The sequence below is a fragment of the Streptomyces sp. HUAS MG56 genome, assembly GCF_058673395.1.
Map to the genome: position 1 here is coordinate 7,377,518 of NZ_CM178722.1, position 16,195 is coordinate 7,393,712.

The window sequence follows — 16,195 nt, forward strand, 5'->3', positions numbered from 1 at the left end:
ACTCCATGGCGTTCATGTGCGCCACCGGGAAGCACCGCAAGCCCGGCCGGGTCACGCGCACCGCCGCTCAGGCGGCCGGCGTCGCGGCCCTCACCACCGGTGTCATCGGCACCCTCGCGGCCTCCCCCGCGTCCGCCGCCCAGAACTCCGTCGAGCAGACCGGCCTCACCCCGGTGATCAGCGTGGGCGACGACATCGCCGAGCAGATCGACGCGCAGGCAGCCGCCCAGCGGCAGGCCGCCGCGCAGAAGGCGGCCGAGGAGGCCGCGGCCCGGCGGGCCCAGGAGATCCACGAGACCAAGGCCCGCGCCGCACGCGAGGCGGAGCGCGAGCGGCTGAACCGCTTCGTCGCCCCGATCACGGACTCGTACGTCTCCACGGGCTACAAGGCCAGCAGTTCCCTGTGGTCCTCCGGCTCCCACACCGGCATCGACTTCCACGCGGCCAGCGGCACGCCCGTCCACGCGGTCGGCTCCGGCACCGTCGTCTCCACCGGCTGGGGCGGCGCGTACGGCAACCAGATCGTGATCCGGATGGCCGACGGCATGTACACCCAGTACGGCCACCTGTCGTCCATCGGCGTCACGGTGGGCCAACAGGTCACCCCGGGCGAGCAGATAGGCCTGTCCGGCGCGACCGGCAACGTCACCGGACCGCACCTGCACTTCGAGGCCCGTACGACCCCCGACTACGGCTCGGACGTCGACCCGGTCGCCTACCTCCGCGAGCACGGCGTGAACGTCTGACGCGCACGGCGCACGAGACACGGCATCCGAAGCCCCGGCTCACCGAGCCGGGGCTTTCGTCGTTTTTCCACGGTGTCCCCGGTGCGCTTACGGGAGTCGCTGTCCAAAAAATATCCATGGATTCCGGCCCGCCGTCGGAAATTCTGGCTCATTGCAATAGAGTCACGGAACACGCGTCCATCGTCGACGTGTCACGGGGATTAAGGCGGAGGTCGGTCATGCGTATTCCGGCGCACTCGGTATGCACGGCGATCCGGGACGACATCGTCGCCGGTGTCCACGAGCGCGGCAGCCGCCTCACCGAGGAAGTCCTGGCCCGCCGCTACGGCGTCTCGCGCGTCCCCGTCCGCGAGGCCCTGCGCACGCTGGAGGCGGAGGGCTTCGTGGTGACGCGCCGGCACGCGGGCGCGTGCGTGGCCGAGCCGACCGAGCAGGAGGCGGCCGACCTGCTGGAGATGCGGATGCTCCTGGAGCCGCTCGGCGCCGCCCGGGCCGCGCAGCGGCGCACGGAGGCACATCTGAAGGTGCTGCGCGGCCTGGTCAGACTGGGCCAGGAGCGGGCCAGGCGGGGCAGCAGCGAGGATCTTCGGTCACTGGGCGGCTGGTTCCACGAGACGCTCGCCCAGGCCTGCGCGAGCCCCTCGCTGACCTCGATGCTGACCCAGTTGCGCCACAAGATCGCCTGGATGTACGCGGTGGAGGCGCTGCCGACCCCGGTCGAGTCCTGGGCGGAGCACGGCGCGATCGTGGACGCGGTGGCGCGCGGCGACGGCGAGCGCGCGCGGGCGCTCACGGCTCTGCACGGCGAGCGCGCGACGGCCGCGCACCGGCTTCGCTTTTCTGCCGGCGGCGAGGGTGTGAGGACTTCGCAACACGCCGTAAACATGACCGGCCTGCGTCATTAACACGAGCGCCGTATACAAAGAAGAGTAATTCGGTGGCGGTGTATTCTTGCTGCCTGAATTCAGGTGTGTTCACGCATTGTGGAAGACCGTGCCAAACGGCGAAGCCGCGCCGCCCCGGAAAGGGCGACGCGGCTTCGGTGTTTCCGTGTTCCGGGCGGGGCCGGATCAGACGGTCTCGGGCAGCTCCTCCAGGCCTTCGGAGACCAGCTTGGCCAGACGCTCCAGGGCGATGTCCGCACCCTCGGCGTCGGAGGCGAGGACGATCTCCTCGCCACCCTGGGCGCCCAGACCCAGGACGGCCAGCATGGAGGCCGCGTTGACGGGGTTGCCGTCAGCCTTGGCGATCGTCACCGGGACGCCTGCGGCCGTGGCGGCTCGGACGAAGATGGAGGCGGGGCGGGCGTGGAGGCCCTCGGCCCAGCCGACGTTGACGCGGCGCTCAGCCATGTGTTGCTGCCCTTCGGTGTTCAGGGTTGTCTAGACCAGTTTCCCATATCGCGAAGCGTGTCCGGAGCGGACCCTCGTCCCCTCCGGTGTGACATCGGACCGCGGCCTCGATCCGACTTCCGTCCCCCACAGACTGCCTCGCGCCGTTGTCGGACGCGAGCCGTACTCTGGGGCCCATGCAGAGCTCGGCGGACCGGCAGGACCGGTACGAGTACCCCGCCCACTGGGAGGCGGACGTGGTGCTGCGCGACGGGGGTACCGCGCGCATCCGGCCCATCACCATTGATGACGCCGACCGCCTGGTCAGCTACTACGAGCAGGTCTCGGACGAGTCGAAGTACTACCGCTTCTTCGCGCCGTACCCACGACTGTCCGCCAAGGACGTCCACCGCTTCACGCACCACGACTTTGTGGACCGGGTGGGACTCGCGGCCACCATCGGCGGCGAGTTCATCGCCACCGTACGCTACGACCGCATCGGCGCCGACGGCATGCCCGCCTCCGTGCCGGCCGACGAGGCCGAGGTCGCCTTCCTCGTGCAGGACGCCCACCAGGGCCGCGGAGTCGCCTCCGCCCTGCTGGAGCACATCGCGGCCGTCGCGCGCGAGCGGGGCATCCGCCGCTTCGCCGCCGAGGTGCTGCCCGCCAACACCAAGATGATCAAGGTGTTCACGGACGCCGGGTACACCCAGAAGCGCAGCTTCGAGGACGGCGTCGTCCGCCTGGAGTTCGACCTCGAACCGACCGACCGCTCGCTCGCCGTCCAGCGCGCGCGGGAACAGCGCGCCGAGGCCCGCTCGGTACGGCGGCTCCTCGTGCCCGGCTCGGTGGCCGTCATCGGCGTCGGCCGCGCCCCCGGCGGCGTCGGCCGCAGCGTCCTCGGCAACATCCGCGACGGCGGCTACGGCGGCCTGCTGCACGCCGTGAACCAGGCCTTCCCCGAGGACTGCAAGGAGATCGACGGGGTGCCCGCGCACCACTCGGTGCGGGACATCGACGGCCCGGTCGACCTCGCGGTGATCGCGGTACCGGCCGATCACGTGCCGGCGGTGGTCGCGGAGTGCGGCGAACACGGCGTGCAGGGAATCGTGGTCCTGTCCGCCGGATACGCCGAGAGCGGGCCCGACGGGCGGGAGCGGCAGCGGGCGCTCGTGCGCCACGCGCGCGCGTACGGCATGCGGCTCATCGGCCCCAACGCCTTCGGGATCATCAACACCGCCCCCGGCGTGCGGCTGAACGCCTCGCTCGCCCCCGAGATGCCCCGCCCCGGACGTATCGGCATGTTCGCCCAGTCCGGCGCCATCGGCATCGCCCTGCTGTCCCGGCTGCACCGGCGCGGCGGCGGCGTCACCGGGGTGACGGGCGTCTCCACGTTCGTCTCCGCGGGCAACCGCGCCGACGTCTCCGGCAACGACGTCCTCCAGTACTGGTACGACGACCCCGAGACCGACGTCGCCCTCATGTACCTGGAATCCATCGGCAACCCGCGCAAGTTCACGCGGCTCGCGCGGCGCACGGCGGCGGCGAAGCCGCTGGTCGTCGTGCAGGGGGTCGGCTCCGCCCCGCAGGGGCACGCGGTGCGGGCGACGCGGCTGCCGCACGCCACCGTCTCCGCGCTGCTGCGGCAGGCCGGAGTGCTGCGCGTCGACACGATCACCGAACTGGTCGACACGGGCCTGCTGCTCGCCCGGCAGCCCCTGCCGGCCGGGCCGCGCGTGACGATCCTCGGCAACTCCGAGTCGCTGGGCGTGCTGGCGTACGACCGCTGCCTCGCCGAAGGACTGCGCCCGTCGCGCCCGCTGGACCTGACGACCGCGGCGACGGCGGAGGACTTCCACCGGGCGCTGGGAGCCGCGCTGGCGGACGACACGTGCGACGCCGTCGTCGTCACCGCGATCCCCGCGATCGGAGAAGGCTCGCCGGGGGATGCCGAGCTGGCGCAGGCGCTGCGGTCGGCCGCGGCGGCGGTGCCGGGCAAGCCGGTGCTGGTGGTGCATGTGGAGCTGGGGGGACTGGCCGAGGCCCTGTCGGCCGCGGCGAGCACGGCACCGCAGGCCGTCGAGAGGACTCCCGGGACCGCCGGAACCGAGGGCGCCGCTCCGCCCTTCCGCCCGGCGGAACGGCTGCCCGCCGAGGGAGCGGCGTCCGACAAGGCCATCCCCGCCTACCCCGCCGCCGAACGCGCGGTGCGCGCCCTCGCCGAAGCCGTCAAGTACGGGCAGTGGCGGCGGGAGGCGGCGGAGCCCGGGAAGGTGCCCGAGTACGACGACATCGACGAGAAGGGGGCCGCGCGGCTGATCGGGGAGCTGCTCGCGCGCGGAGAAGGGCTCACGATCTCCGCCGCCGAGACCTGCGAGCTGCTCGGCAAGTACGGCATCCCCGTCCGCCAGGCCCTGCCCGCCCCGACCGCCGACGCCGCCGCCGAGGCCGCCCGCACCCTCGGCTACCCCGTGGCCCTCAAGGCCACCGCCCCCCACCTGCGGCACCGCGCGGACCTGGGCGGCGTACGCCTCGACCTCGCGGACGAGGAGCAACTGCGACGGGCGTACGCCGAGTTGACCGAGCTGTTCGGGGCGCCGGAGGAACTGCGGCCGGTGGTGCAGGGCATGGCGCCCCGAGGTGTCGACACGGTCGTCCGCGCGGTGATCGACCCGGCCGCCGGCGCCGTGCTGTCCTTCGGGCTGGCCGGGGCCGCCTCCCAGCTGCTCGGGGACATGGCGCACCGGCTGGTCCCGGTCACCGACCGCGAGGCGACCTCGCTCGTACGCGCGATCCGCACGGCCCCGCTGCTGTTCGGCTGGCGCGGCTCCACCCCCGTCGACACCCCTGCCCTGGAGGAGCTGCTGCTGCGGGTGTCCCGGCTGGTCGACGATCATCCGGAGGTGGTCGCCGTCACCCTGGAACCGGTGGTCGTCGCCCCGCACGGCGTGAGCGTCCTCGGCGCCACCCTCCGCCTCGCACCCCCGCCCGCCCGCGACGACCTCGGACCGCGCACGATGCCGGCGTACTGAGCGGACGAGATGGGGGAGAGGAGGGAGATGGGGGAGAGGGGGACTTCATGGAGATCGCCGGCCGGCGACTGCCCGAGGGCAGCTGGTGGGACTGGGAAGTGATCGTCTGGGACACCGGCCTGCTGCGGCTGGCCGCCGGGTACGACCTGACGTACCACCACGGCCTGGAGGTGGTCCTCACTGACCCGTGCTTCGTCTCGTGCCCCGCGGCCTTCCAGGACCCCGTCTTCCGGGAGCCCACCGCACAGGAGACCGCGCGGCTGCGGCGGGCGCTCGGCGGGGCACCGCCCGTCGTGGTCGCGTTCGAGGCGGACGCCGGCGGGCCCGGACCGGTCTCCTGCCTGATCGCCGCCGAGCGGCTGGACATCGTGCCGGGGCTCGTCCGTCGGCACGACGACGGGCGGGCCACGCGCGCGTGAACGGCCCGCCTCGGTCCCGGTGACTGGCCCGGAGCGGCCCTGCCCACGGATTAGGATGGACGCCATGGCCAAGACCAGTACGACGACCCAGGGGCTGCGCGCGGCGATCGAGCGCAGCGGCTACTACCCGGCCCTCGTGGCCGAGGCGGTGGAGGCCGCTGTGGGCGGCGAGCCGATCCGGTCGTACCTGGTCCACCAGGAGACCACGTTCGACCAGAACGAGGTGCGCCGCCATGTGACCGTCCTGGTCCTCACCGGCAACCGCTTCATCGTCAGCCACACCGACGAGCAGGCCGCCGACAGCACCTCCCCGACCCCGTACGCCACCACCTCCACCGAGTCGGTCAAGCTCGGCCGGATCTCCTCGGTCGTGGTCAGCCGGGTCGTCGCGAACCCCGAGCAGTACGCCCCGGGCACCCTGCCCCGCGAGGTCGTGCTCACCATCGGCTGGGGCGCCGTCAACCGCATCGACCTGGAGCCCGCCGCCTGCGGCGACCCCAACTGCGACGCCGACCACGGCTACACCGGAAACTCCACGGCGGACGACCTCAGCCTGCGCGTCAGCGAGGCCGGGGACGGCCCCGAGACGGTGCGCCAGGCACTCGCCTTCGCGCAGGCCGTCTCGGAGGCGACCGCGGACCTCACGCGCTGATGTCCCAGCTCACCTCCGCCTGGGACCACCCGGAACCCCTCGCCCTGGACACCGCCCCGCTGCCCGAGTACGGCACCGGCTCCCTCGCCGACCTGCTGCCCACCCTGGCCGCGGGCATGGGCGTCCCTGGCATGACCGCCACGATCGGGGAACTGACCCCGGCCGACCGGGTCTGCGTCCTCCTGGTCGACGGGCTCGGCTGGGAGCAGCTGAGGGCCCACCCCGACGAGGCCCCCTTCCTGACCTCCCTGCTAGGCAGCTCGCGCGGCGGCACCGGCCGCCCGCTCACCGCCGGCTACCCGGCGACCACCGCGACCTCCCTCGCCTCGGTCGGCACCGGCCTGCCGCCCGGCGCCCACGGCCTGCCCGGCTACAGCGCCCGCAACCCGGCCACCGGCGAGCTGATGAACCAGCTCCGCTTCCAGCCGTACACCGACCCGCGCCCCTGGCAGCCGTACCCCACCGTCTTCCAGCTGGCCCACGAGGCCGGGGTGCACTCCGCCCAGGTCTCCTCGCCCGCCTTCCAGCACACCCCGCTCACGAAGATCGCGCTCAGCGGCGGCACCTTCCACGGCCGGCTGAGCGGCGAGGAGCGCATGGACGCCGCCGCCGAGCAACTGGCCGCCGGGGACCGCTCGCTCGTCTACACGTACTACTCCGAGCTGGACGGCTCCGGCCACCGCTACGGCGTCGCCTCCGACACCTGGCGCGGCCAGCTGATGTACGTCGACCGGCTCGCCCAGCGCCTCGCCGAGCAGCTGCCCCCGCGCAGCGCGCTCTACGTGACCGCCGACCACGGCATGGTCGACGTCCCGTTCGACGAAGAGCACCGCTTCGACTTCGACACGGACTGGGAGCTGCGGGCCGGGGTCGCCCTGCTGGGCGGCGAGGGCCGGGCGCGGCACGTGTACGCGGTACCGGGCGCCGAGAACGACGTACTGACCTGCTGGCGCGAGGTTCTCGGCGAGCAGTTCTGGGTGGCCTCGCGCGACGAGGCGATCGCGGCGGGCTGGTTCGGACCGCGGATCGACGAGCGGGTGTACGACCGGCTCGGCGACGTGGTCGCGGCCGCCCACGACGACGTCCTGATCATCGCCACCGAGCGGGAGCCCAAGGAGTCGGCGCTCGTCGGCAACCACGGTTCGATGACCCCCGCCGAGCAGCTCGTCCCGCTGCTCGAAGTCCGCTCCTGACACACGCCCCCGACGCACCCCCGACTATCGCCGAAAGGTGTTCAACTCCTCATGCCCGAGCTGGTGTTCTTCTCCGGAACGATGGACTGCGGGAAGTCGACGCTGGCTCTCCAGATCGAGCACAACCGCTCGGCCCGGGGTCTCACCGGCATGATCTTCACCCGGAACGACCGTGCGGGCGAGGGCAAGCTGTCCTCCCGGCTCGGCCTGGTCACCGACGCGGTGGAGGTCGCGGACGACCAGGACCTGTACGCGTACGTCGTCGACCATCTCTCGCAGGGCGGCCGTGCCGACTATGTGATCGCGGACGAGGCGCAGTTCCTCGCGCCCGCACAGATCGACCAGCTCGCGCGCGTGGTGGACGATCTCGGCCTGGACGCGTACGCGTTCGGGATCACCACGGACTTCCGCTCCAAGCTCTTCCCGGGCTCGCAGCGGCTGGTCGAGCTGGCCGACCGCATCGAGGTGCTCCAGGTGGAGGCGCTGTGCTGGTGCGGCGCCCGCGCCACGCACAACGCCCGCACGATAGGCGGCGCGATGGTCGTCGAGGGCGCCCAGGTGGTCGTCGGCGATGTCGACCACTCCACGGGCGAGGTCGGCTACGAGGTCCTGTGCCGCCGCCACCACCGGCGCCGGATGACCGCCGCGTCGGCCCGCGCGGCGGCCCTGTCCCCGGACGTCCTGCCGGTCCCGCCCGCCTGAGCCGGCCCCCTGGGACGCGTGCTCAGTGCGGCTCCTGGATCAGCGAGAACTCCGCGCCCTCCGGGTCCGCCACCGTCGCCACGCGCCCGTGCGGGCTGTCCTGCGCCGGCCGGACGACCCGGCCGCCCAGCTCCGTGACCTGCCGCAGGGTCAGATCCGCGTCGGCGACCTCGAAGTACGTCCTCCAGTGCGACCCCCGGTCCCGGGGCAGGCCGTGGCCCACGCCGTGCAGCCCGGCGACCGGCCGGCCGTCCAGGTGCAGGGTCACGTAGTCGAAGTCGGCGGACACCACCGGCTCCTCCTCGTAACCGAACACGGTCGCGTAGAACTTGGCGACGCTCTCCGTCTCGTACGTCACCAGCTCGTTCCAGGCCGGCGTGCCCGGCACGCCGGTGAGGGCCGTGCCGAGGTGCGCGGAACCCTGCCAGATGCCGAACACCGCCCCGGAGGGGTCGGCGGCGATCGCCATCCGCCCGGCCTCGGCGGCGTCCAGCGGGCCGACCGCCACCGTGCCGCCGCACAGCCGTACCGTGTCCGCCGTGCGGTCCACGTCGTCCGAGGCGAAGTACGGCGTCCAGGCGATCGGCAGCCGGCGGTCCGGCGGCAGCTGGCCCATTCCGGCCACCTCCCGCCCGTCGAGCAGCGCCCGCACATAAGGGCCCAGCTGCTGCGGGCCCGGCCGGAACTCCCAGCCGAACAGCTCGCCGTAGAACTCCTCGGTGGCGGCCAGCCCGTGCGCCATCAGGCTCACCCAGCAGGGTGTGCCGGGCGCGCGCCGCGCGTGCGGCCGGGCCGGCTCCCGTGCCTCGGTCATCGATCACTCTCTCCCCGGCCCCTCGCGGTGGCCGTGTCGCTTCCGCTCCCCGGAAGGGGTGTCCACGCCGGCGGCGGGAACGCCCGTGCCGGTGCCCGCATCCTCCACTCCGCTGCGGGCGATACCGCGCCGCCGCTCGGCGACACCTCCGGGAGGATGCCCGTTCTGCCGACTTTCGGCGCTTCCTGACGATGGCCGGAGGGTGGCCGTCGGCTGTACAGCACGTGCTCGATCCCCCACTCCTCGTGATCGAGCCTGTCCGGCCGAGCAGAGTAGCCCGACCTGGACGCCGCGGCCACCCCTGGCGTATGCATGGACGCCATGAACGTCATCATCACCGCAACCGACCTCGCACACGAGCTGACCGGTGAGCGCCCGCCGGTCCTGCTGGACGTGCGCTGGCAGCTGAGCACGGCCAGGGCGGCGGGCGCGCCGGCCTTCGACGGGCGGGCCGAGTACGCGGCCGGGCACATCCCCGGCGCGGTCTTCGTCGACCTGGACCGGGAGTTGGCCGGGGCGCCCGGGGCGAGCGGCCGGCATCCGCTGCCGGACCTCGGGGAGTTCGGCGCCGCGATGCGCCGCGCGGGCGTGTGCGCGGACCGGCCGGTCGTCGTGTACGACGGCGGCCAGGGCTGGGCGGCCGCGCGCGCGTGGTGGCTGCTGCGCTGGACGGGTCACCCGGACGTGCGGGTCCTGGACGGCGGATTGCCCTCCTGGGCGGGCGAACTGTCCACGGAGGCAACGGATCCGGCCGAGGGCGACTTCCGTCCGGCACCGGCCGCCACCGGCCGGCTGGACGCGGACGAGGCCGCGGCTCTGGCCCGTACAGGCGTGCTGCTGGACGCCCGCGCGGGGGAGCGCTACCGCGGTGAGGTGGAGCCGATCGACCGCGTCGGCGGGCACATCCCGGGTGCGCTGTCGGCGCCGACGACCGAGAACGTGGGTCCCGACGGCCGCTTCCTGCCCGCGGCCGAACTGCGCGACCGTTTCAAGGCCTTGGGCGTCGCCGAGGACGCCGAGGTGGGCGTCTACTGCGGCTCGGGCGTCTCCGCCGCGCACGAGGTCCTCGCGCTGGCCGTGGCGGGCATCCCGGCGGCCCTGTACGTCGGTTCCTGGTCCGAGTGGTCCTCCGACCCGGACCGTCCGGTCGCGGTGGGGGCGGACCCGCAGTAGCGAAAAGCCTTTTCGGCAGCGGGAAGTGGGGGCACGCACGCGTGCCCCCACTTCTGCTGTACGGCTCTGGCTACTCCTGCTTCTTGCGGCGCGTGCCGAACACGATCTCGTCCCAGCTCGGGACGGCGGCGCGGCGGCCGGGGCGGACGCCGTCGGCCTCGGCCTGGCGGTCGGTGGCGCCGACGAGCCGGTCGCGGTGGCTGCCGACCGAGCGGGGCATGAGGACGTCGGCGTACGCCGAACCGGCCGAGGCGGCGGGCGCCGGCGGCTCTTCCGCCTCCGGTTCGTCGACGGGCTCCTCCGGCGCCTCCTCCCGGCGCTCCGGGACGACCAGGTCGCCCCGGAAACTCGGGACGGCCTCCAACAGGCTGGTCAGCGAGTCGCGTTCGCCCGTGGACGCCGTGGACGCGGACTCCTCGGCGGCCTCGGCAGGCGGCGCGGGCAGGCTCGGCCGCTCCCGGTCGACCCGTTCGAGGGCACGGTCCATCGAACGCTCGCGCGGCAGCCGGGCGATGCGCGGGACGAACGGGAAGCTCGGCTCCGGTACGGCGAGATCGTCGGACTCGCCGATCAGCGAGCGAGCCTCCTCGTCCACGGCCTGCACGAGCCGCCGGGGCGGGTCGTACGTCCAGCTCGCCGAGTGCGGTTCGCCCGCGACCCGGTAGACGAGGAGCACCTCCCACGTGCCGTCGTCACGGCGCCAGGAGTCCCACTGCACGCTGTCCTTCTCGGCGCCGCGCAGCAACAGCCGCTCCTGCACGGCCTCGCCGAGCAGCGGACCGGAGTTCTCGCCGGGGCGGCGGACCGGGGTCTTGCGGGCGCGCTCGGCCATGAAGGCACGCTCGGCCAGCACGGGCCCCTCGAAGCGCCGTACCCGGTCGACGGGGATGCCGGCGAGCTGCGCGACCTCCTCCGCGGTGGCACCCGCACGTATCCGCGCCTGGATGTCACGGGGCCTCAGATGGCTCTCGACCTCGATCTCGATCTGGCCGAGGCGGGGCCGGTCGCCGCGCACGGCGGCGCGAAGGCGCTCGTCGATCGGAAGGGTGTACTCCGTTGCGTCGGCAGCTTTCAGCACCAGCCGTGTGCCGTCATTCGAGACGGCCACGACACGCAGTTCGGGCATGGGGACCTCCCGGGTGGTGCCTGCCGACGTCACGTGCGTCGCTGCTTCCGCTAGTCGAGTGTGGCCTGCCCGGGTGCAGCCTGCCACAACCTTGCCGAGTTGCCCGGCGTGTCGGGCACGGGCCCGGGGCCGCCGTTATGGCACGGTGACCGTTCGCAACGCTAAGTGACCAACTCCGTCACCCTGTGCAACTTGCCCCCTCCCGGCGGTCCTGCAAGGCCCCGGACATCCTGGTGGGAGACCGGACCCAGGGCTCGCAACAGTACTCCATTTGGACCATGTGCGTGGATGGGCGCGCCGCCCAACTTCCGGCAAGAGCGGCCGCTCGGCTCCCGGCAACCGGTTTCGCCGATCATGAACGTGGCGAACTTCACGCAATCCCCAGAAACGGAACTAATGGTTTCTGCTGTACGTCCCTTTCTCATGCAGTCGATGGATCAATGTCGTCAATGTCGTCCATGACGACAAGTGCGTCGTCACGTATGAGAAGGAAAGGCAAGTTCCGGGTATGCGTGTAACGCCCGAAGAGGGTCGTGCGCAGGGTCGCAGGCGGATCGACCTGAGCGTCCCCCAGGTCGCGGGCAGCGCCCTGGCGGCGGTCGTGGCGGCCAAGCTGGCGTCGTACTTCGGCGTGTACGGCACGATCCTCGGCGCGGGAGTCGTCAGCATCGTCGCCACCTGCGGCGGCACGCTCTTCCAGCACTTCTTCAAGCGCACCGGGGAGCAGCTGAGGGACGCGACGGTCGCGCCCCGCCCCCGGGAACAACTGGCTCCGGGGCCGGGCGAGTTCACCGGGGGGACCGTCTACCGCGCGCGGGTGAAGAGCTGGCGGCGGCCGGTGGCCGCGGCCGCCCTCGTGTTCGGTGTGACGATGGCCGGCATCACCACGTACGAACTGGTCTCCGGCAGCAGCTTCAGCGGCGGCGCGGGTACGACGGTCAGTGACGCGGTCGGCGGACGGGGCACGTCCGGGTCGCACCCCGAGCGGTCCGAGTCCGATGTCCCCTCCGGCGGGCCGGCGACCCCCTCGGACGGGCCGTCCCGCGAGCACGCGCCCGGTTCCGGCGGGGGTACGACGCCCGGCGGGACGCCCACTCCCGGTGACTCGCCGAGCGGACGGCCGAGCGAGGGCTCCGCCACCCCGACCCCCACGCCCAGCGGGTCCGCCGCGACGCCTACACCCCCAGAACCCTCCGCAAGTAGTCGTTCTGGAACAGCCGATCCGGGTCAAGGCGGTCCCTCAGCGCAGTGAACTCGCCGAAGCGCGGGTACACGCGCGCGAAGTACTCGGCGTCCCGCGTGTGCACCTTGCCCCAGTGGGGCCGGCCCTCGTACGCGGTGAAGATGCGCTCCGCGGCGGTGAAGTAGGCCTGGTACGGCGCGCCCCGGAACATGTGGACGGCGACGTAGGCGCTGTCCCGGCCGGACGCGGTGGACAGGGTGATGTCGTCGGCCGGTGCCGTGCGGACCTCGACCGGGAAGCTGATGCGCAGGCCCGAGCGGTCGACCATGTCCTTCAGCTCGCGCAGCGTCTGCGCCAGGGCCGCGCGCGGCACCGCGTACTCCATCTCCACGAAGCGCACCCGGCGCGGTGAGGTGAAGACCTTGTAAGGGATGTCGGTGTACGTCCGCGCGGACAGTGCCTTGCTGGATATCCGGGCGATCGCGGGGATGGTCCGGGGAACGGCCCGGCCGACCCACTGGGCCGCCTGGAAGACGCCGTTGGAGAGGAACTCGTCCTCGAACCAGCCGGCCAGCTGCCCCACCGGCTGCTCCGGGCCGGCGCTGCGGTTGTTGCGCTTGGTGTTGGTGTTGCCGGTGTGAGGGAACCAGTAGAACTCGAAGTGCTCGTTCTCGGCCCAGAGTTGATCGAACTCCGCGAGAACCCGCTCGAACGGCATCGGCTCCTCACGCGCGGTGAGCAGGAAGAGGGGCTCCACGGCGAACGTGATCGCGGTGACGACGCCCAGGGCGCCGAGACCTGTGCGGGCCGCGGCGAAGACGTCGGGATTCTCCTTCTCGGAGCAGGCGAGCACCGAGCCGTCGGCCGTGACGAGTTCGAGCCCTTTGATCTGGGCGGCGATGGAGGCGGACTCGCGCCCCGTGCCGTGGGTGCCGGTGCTGGTGGCGCCGGAGACGGTCTGCTCCATGATGTCGCCCATGTTGGTGAGCGACAGGCCCTCGCGCGCGAGAGCGGCATTGAGTCGCTTGAGCGGGGTGCCCGCCTCCACCGTGACCGTCATGGCTTCCCGGTCGATGGTGCGGATACCCGTCAACAGTTGAGGGCGGATCAAGACACCGTCGGTGGCCGCGATCGACGTGAACGAGTGCCCCGTACCGACCGCCTTGACCTTCAGGCCGTCCTCGCGGGCCCGGCGCACCGCCTCGGCCAGCTCCTCCACCGAGGCCGGTGCGACCTGCCGGGCGGGCCGGGCGATGACGTTCCCGCCCCAGTTACGCCAGGTGCCGTTCTTCCCGCTCGCTGTGCTGCTCAACGGTGCCTCCCCGACCCGAGACCGGCCTGCGCAGCCGGCGGTACCCGAGGAAACCGACCGCGACCGCGACGGTCCCGGACACGGCCGGAACCCCGTACCCGGCCCGCGCCCCGGCTGCGTCGATCACCCAGCCGGCCACGGACGAGCCGAGCGCGACGCCGCCGGCCAGGCCGGTGCTCACCCAGGTCATGCCCTCGGTCAGCTTCGCGCGAGGTACGTGCTCTTCGATCAGGGACATCGTCGTGATCATCGTCGGTGCGATGGACAGCCCCGCAACGAACAGCGCCACGGCCAGAAGCGGCAGGTTTCCGACCAGTAGGAGGGGGATCATACTCACGGCCATCGCCGCCACGCCCAGCAGCCAGCGACGTTCCGGCGCCCCGGCGAACCGCAGCAGCCCGAAGACCACCCCGGCGGCACAGGAACCGGCCGCGTACAGCGCCAGCACGATGCTCGCGGCTCCCTTGTGCCCGCGCTCGTCGGCGAAGGCGACCGTCACCACGTCCACCGCCCCGAAGATCGCGCCGGTCGCCGCGAAGGTGGCCACCAGCACCTGGAGGCCGGGCGAGCGCAGGGCGCTGCCGCCGCCGTGGCGCTCACGCGGGTGCGGCTCGGGCTCGGTGGCCCGCTGGGCGGTGAGCCAGAGGACGCCGGCGGCCAGGAAGCAGGCGGCCAGCAGCGGTCCTGCCTCCGGGAACCACGTCGTGGACAGCCCGATGGAGATGATCGGGCCGAAGATGAAGCACACCTCGTCCAGGACCGACTCGAAGGAGTACGCCGTGTGCAGCTTCGGGGTGCCCCGGTACAGGACCGCCCAGCGCGCCCGGACCATCGCGCCGAGGCTCGGCACCGAACCGATCCCGGCGGCGCACACGAACAGCACCCAGTCCGGCCCGCGCAGCTGCGCGGCGAGCAGCAGCCCGGCCGCCGCCGCGAGCGCCACCAGGGTCGCGGGGCGCAGCACCCGGCGCTGCCCGTGCCGGTCGACCAGCCGGGAGACCTGCGGCCCGATCGCCGCCGCGGACAGTGCGATGGTGGCCGACAGCGCGCCCGCGAGGCCGTACCGACCGGTCAGCTGGGAGACCATCGTGACGACGCCGATGCCCATCATCGACAGCGGCATCCGGCCGAGGAATCCCGCGGTGGAGAACGCTTTCGTGCCGGGCTCGGCGAACAGGGCGCTGTAGGGGCTGGGCACGTGGTCTCCGGGACGGCTCGTAAGGTCCGAATGCGGCCGATACAGCTTACGAGTCAGGCGACCCTAAGCACACCCGGATATCGCCACGGAAATCCACGGGAAAAACCGCACTAAACCTACTGGAACCCGACTCGTCACCCCGTCGTTCCCCGGCTGTCAGTGCCGGGTGGCAGGATCGAGTCATGCCAGACGCGCTCGATGCCACCCCGTACGACGCCCTGCTCCTGCTCTCCTTCGGCGGCCCCGAAGGCCCGGACGACGTGGTCCCGTTCCTGGAGAACGTCACGCGCGGGCGGGGCATCCCGAGGGAACGCCTGAAGGAAGTCGGGCAGCACTACTTCCTGTTCGGCGGAGTCAGTCCCATCAACGACCAGAACCGCGCCCTCCTGGACGCCCTGCGCAAGGACTTCGCCGAACACGGCCTGGACCTGCCGGTCTACTGGGGCAACCGCAACTGGGCGCCGTACCTGACGGACACCCTGCGAGAGATGGTCGCTGACGGGCGCCGCCGCATCCTCGTGCTCGCCACCAGCGCCTACGCCTCCTACTCGGGCTGCCGGCAGTACCGCGAGAACCTCGCCGACGCGCTGGCCGCGCTGGCGGACGAGGGCCTGGAGCTGCCGAAGATCGACAAACTGCGGCACTACTTCAACCACCCCGGCTTCGTGGAGCCCATGACCGACGGCGTGCTGCGCTCCCTCGCCGACCTCCCCGAGGACGTCCGCGCGGGCGCCCACATCGCCTTCACCACGCACTCCATCCCGACCTCCGCCGCCGACACCTCCGGCCCGGTCGAGACGCACGGCGAGGGCGGCGCCTACGTCGAGCAGCACCTGGACGTGGCCCAGCTGATCGCCGACGCGGTCCGCGAGCGCACCGGCATCGACCACCCCTGGCGGCTCGTCTACCAGTCGCGCTCCGGCGCCCCGCACATCCCGTGGCTGGAGCCGGACATCTGCGACCACCTGGAGGAGCGGCACGCGGCGGGCGTCCCGGCCGTCGTCATGGCCCCCATCGGCTTCGTCTCCGACCACATGGAGGTCCTCTACGACCTCGACACCGAGGCCCGGGCCAAGGCCGAGGAGCTGGGCCTGCCGGTGCGCCGCTCGGCCACGGTCGGCGCGGACCCCCGCTTCGCCGCCGCCGTCCGCGAGCTGATCACCGAGCGCGCCGCCGTGGAGCGCGGCCAGGAGGTCACCCCCTGCGCCCTGGGCGCCCTCGGCCCCAGCCACCACCTCTGCCCCGTCGGCTGCTGCCCGGCCCGCGCCCCGCGCCCGGCCGCCGCGGGCGCCGACAGCCCCTACGCGTGAGGAG

At 72.7% G+C, this 16,195-nt stretch carries 15 protein-coding genes; 10 read left to right on the forward strand and 5 right to left on the reverse strand.

Translation table 11 applies throughout. The features are described 5' to 3' along the window. The first annotated feature begins 5 nt into the window (after window positions 1–5). Complete coding sequence (locus AC4OXY_RS34645; RefSeq protein WP_356021443.1) at window positions 6–746, forward strand: M23 family metallopeptidase; 741 nt, start codon at window positions 6–8, stop codon at window positions 744–746. Between the two features lie 218 nt (window positions 747–964). Further along, window positions 965–1,651, forward strand: a complete 687-nt coding sequence (locus tag AC4OXY_RS34650) for a GntR family transcriptional regulator (RefSeq protein ID WP_356021445.1) — start codon at window positions 965–967, stop codon at window positions 1,649–1,651. A 165-nt stretch (window positions 1,652–1,816) separates the two neighbouring features. Here AC4OXY_RS34650 and AC4OXY_RS34655 read toward each other — a convergent pair whose 3' ends face one another. Then, a complete protein-coding gene (locus AC4OXY_RS34655) occupies window positions 1,817–2,098 on the reverse strand; it encodes an HPr family phosphocarrier protein (RefSeq protein ID WP_356021447.1) in 282 nt (93 codons plus the stop codon). Between the two features lie 176 nt (window positions 2,099–2,274). On the opposite strand from AC4OXY_RS34655, the gene AC4OXY_RS34660 reads away from it, so the two are divergent. Genes AC4OXY_RS34660 through AC4OXY_RS34680 form a run of 5 tightly spaced genes read left to right on the forward strand, consistent with a single transcriptional unit; the run spans window position 2,275 to window position 8,075 of the window. Continuing rightward, window positions 2,275–5,109 (forward strand): bifunctional acetate--CoA ligase family protein/GNAT family N-acetyltransferase, encoded by a 2,835-nt coding sequence (locus AC4OXY_RS34660; protein ID WP_491991616.1) that lies wholly within the window; start codon window positions 2,275–2,277, stop codon window positions 5,107–5,109. A 47-nt stretch (window positions 5,110–5,156) separates the two neighbouring features. Continuing rightward, a complete protein-coding gene (locus AC4OXY_RS34665; RefSeq protein ID WP_356021450.1) occupies window positions 5,157–5,528 on the forward strand; it encodes a hypothetical protein in 372 nt (123 codons plus the stop codon). A 55-nt stretch (window positions 5,529–5,583) separates the two neighbouring features. After that, complete coding sequence (locus AC4OXY_RS34670; protein ID WP_356021452.1) at window positions 5,584–6,180, forward strand: DUF5998 family protein; 597 nt, start codon at window positions 5,584–5,586, stop codon at window positions 6,178–6,180. After that, the gene (locus AC4OXY_RS34675; protein WP_491991617.1) at window positions 6,180–7,373 is read left to right on the forward strand and encodes an alkaline phosphatase family protein; all 1,194 of its coding nucleotides are present in this window, start codon (window positions 6,180–6,182) and stop codon (window positions 7,371–7,373) included. Before AC4OXY_RS34670 ends, AC4OXY_RS34675 begins: the two co-directional genes overlap by 1 nt. A gap of 51 nt (window positions 7,374–7,424) precedes the next feature. After that, the gene (locus AC4OXY_RS34680; protein ID WP_356021455.1) at window positions 7,425–8,075 is read left to right on the forward strand and encodes a thymidine kinase; all 651 of its coding nucleotides are present in this window, start codon (window positions 7,425–7,427) and stop codon (window positions 8,073–8,075) included. 22 nt (window positions 8,076–8,097) lie between these two features. Here AC4OXY_RS34680 and AC4OXY_RS34685 read toward each other — a convergent pair whose 3' ends face one another. Further along, complete coding sequence (locus AC4OXY_RS34685; protein WP_356021457.1) at window positions 8,098–8,889, reverse strand: VOC family protein; 792 nt, start codon at window positions 8,887–8,889, stop codon at window positions 8,098–8,100. 321 nt (window positions 8,890–9,210) lie between these two features. On the opposite strand from AC4OXY_RS34685, the gene AC4OXY_RS34690 reads away from it, so the two are divergent. Continuing rightward, on the forward strand, window positions 9,211–10,062 hold the full coding sequence (locus AC4OXY_RS34690; protein ID WP_356021459.1) for a sulfurtransferase: 852 nt from the start codon (window positions 9,211–9,213) through the stop codon (window positions 10,060–10,062). A gap of 70 nt (window positions 10,063–10,132) precedes the next feature. Here AC4OXY_RS34690 and sepH read toward each other — a convergent pair whose 3' ends face one another. Continuing rightward, on the reverse strand, window positions 10,133–11,188 hold the full coding sequence (sepH, locus tag AC4OXY_RS34695; RefSeq protein WP_491991618.1) for a septation protein SepH: 1,056 nt from the start codon (window positions 11,186–11,188) through the stop codon (window positions 10,133–10,135). A gap of 508 nt (window positions 11,189–11,696) precedes the next feature. On the opposite strand from sepH, the gene AC4OXY_RS34700 reads away from it, so the two are divergent. Next, window positions 11,697–12,440 carry a hypothetical protein gene (locus AC4OXY_RS34700; RefSeq protein WP_491991619.1) on the forward strand — a complete coding sequence of 248 codons (744 nt, stop codon included), beginning with the start codon at window positions 11,697–11,699 and terminating at the stop codon, window positions 12,438–12,440. On the opposite strand, the gene AC4OXY_RS34705 is transcribed toward AC4OXY_RS34700, so the two are convergent. Together AC4OXY_RS34705 and AC4OXY_RS34710 are read right to left on the reverse strand one after the other, a co-directional pair. Then, a complete protein-coding gene (locus tag AC4OXY_RS34705) occupies window positions 12,364–13,683 on the reverse strand; it encodes a D-arabinono-1,4-lactone oxidase (RefSeq protein WP_491991620.1) in 1,320 nt (439 codons plus the stop codon). The two genes, AC4OXY_RS34700 and AC4OXY_RS34705, sit on opposite strands and share 77 nt — an antisense overlap. Next, window positions 13,643–14,881, reverse strand: a complete 1,239-nt coding sequence (locus AC4OXY_RS34710) for an MFS transporter (protein ID WP_491991621.1) — start codon at window positions 14,879–14,881, stop codon at window positions 13,643–13,645. The genes AC4OXY_RS34705 and AC4OXY_RS34710 overlap by 41 nt, the downstream gene beginning before the upstream one ends. A 182-nt stretch (window positions 14,882–15,063) precedes the next feature. Between AC4OXY_RS34710 and AC4OXY_RS34715 the strand changes: the two genes are divergently transcribed. Further along, window positions 15,064–16,191 carry a ferrochelatase gene (locus AC4OXY_RS34715; RefSeq protein ID WP_376286943.1) on the forward strand — a complete coding sequence of 376 codons (1,128 nt, stop codon included), beginning with the start codon at window positions 15,064–15,066 and terminating at the stop codon, window positions 16,189–16,191. Window positions 16,192–16,195 lie beyond the last annotated feature (4 nt).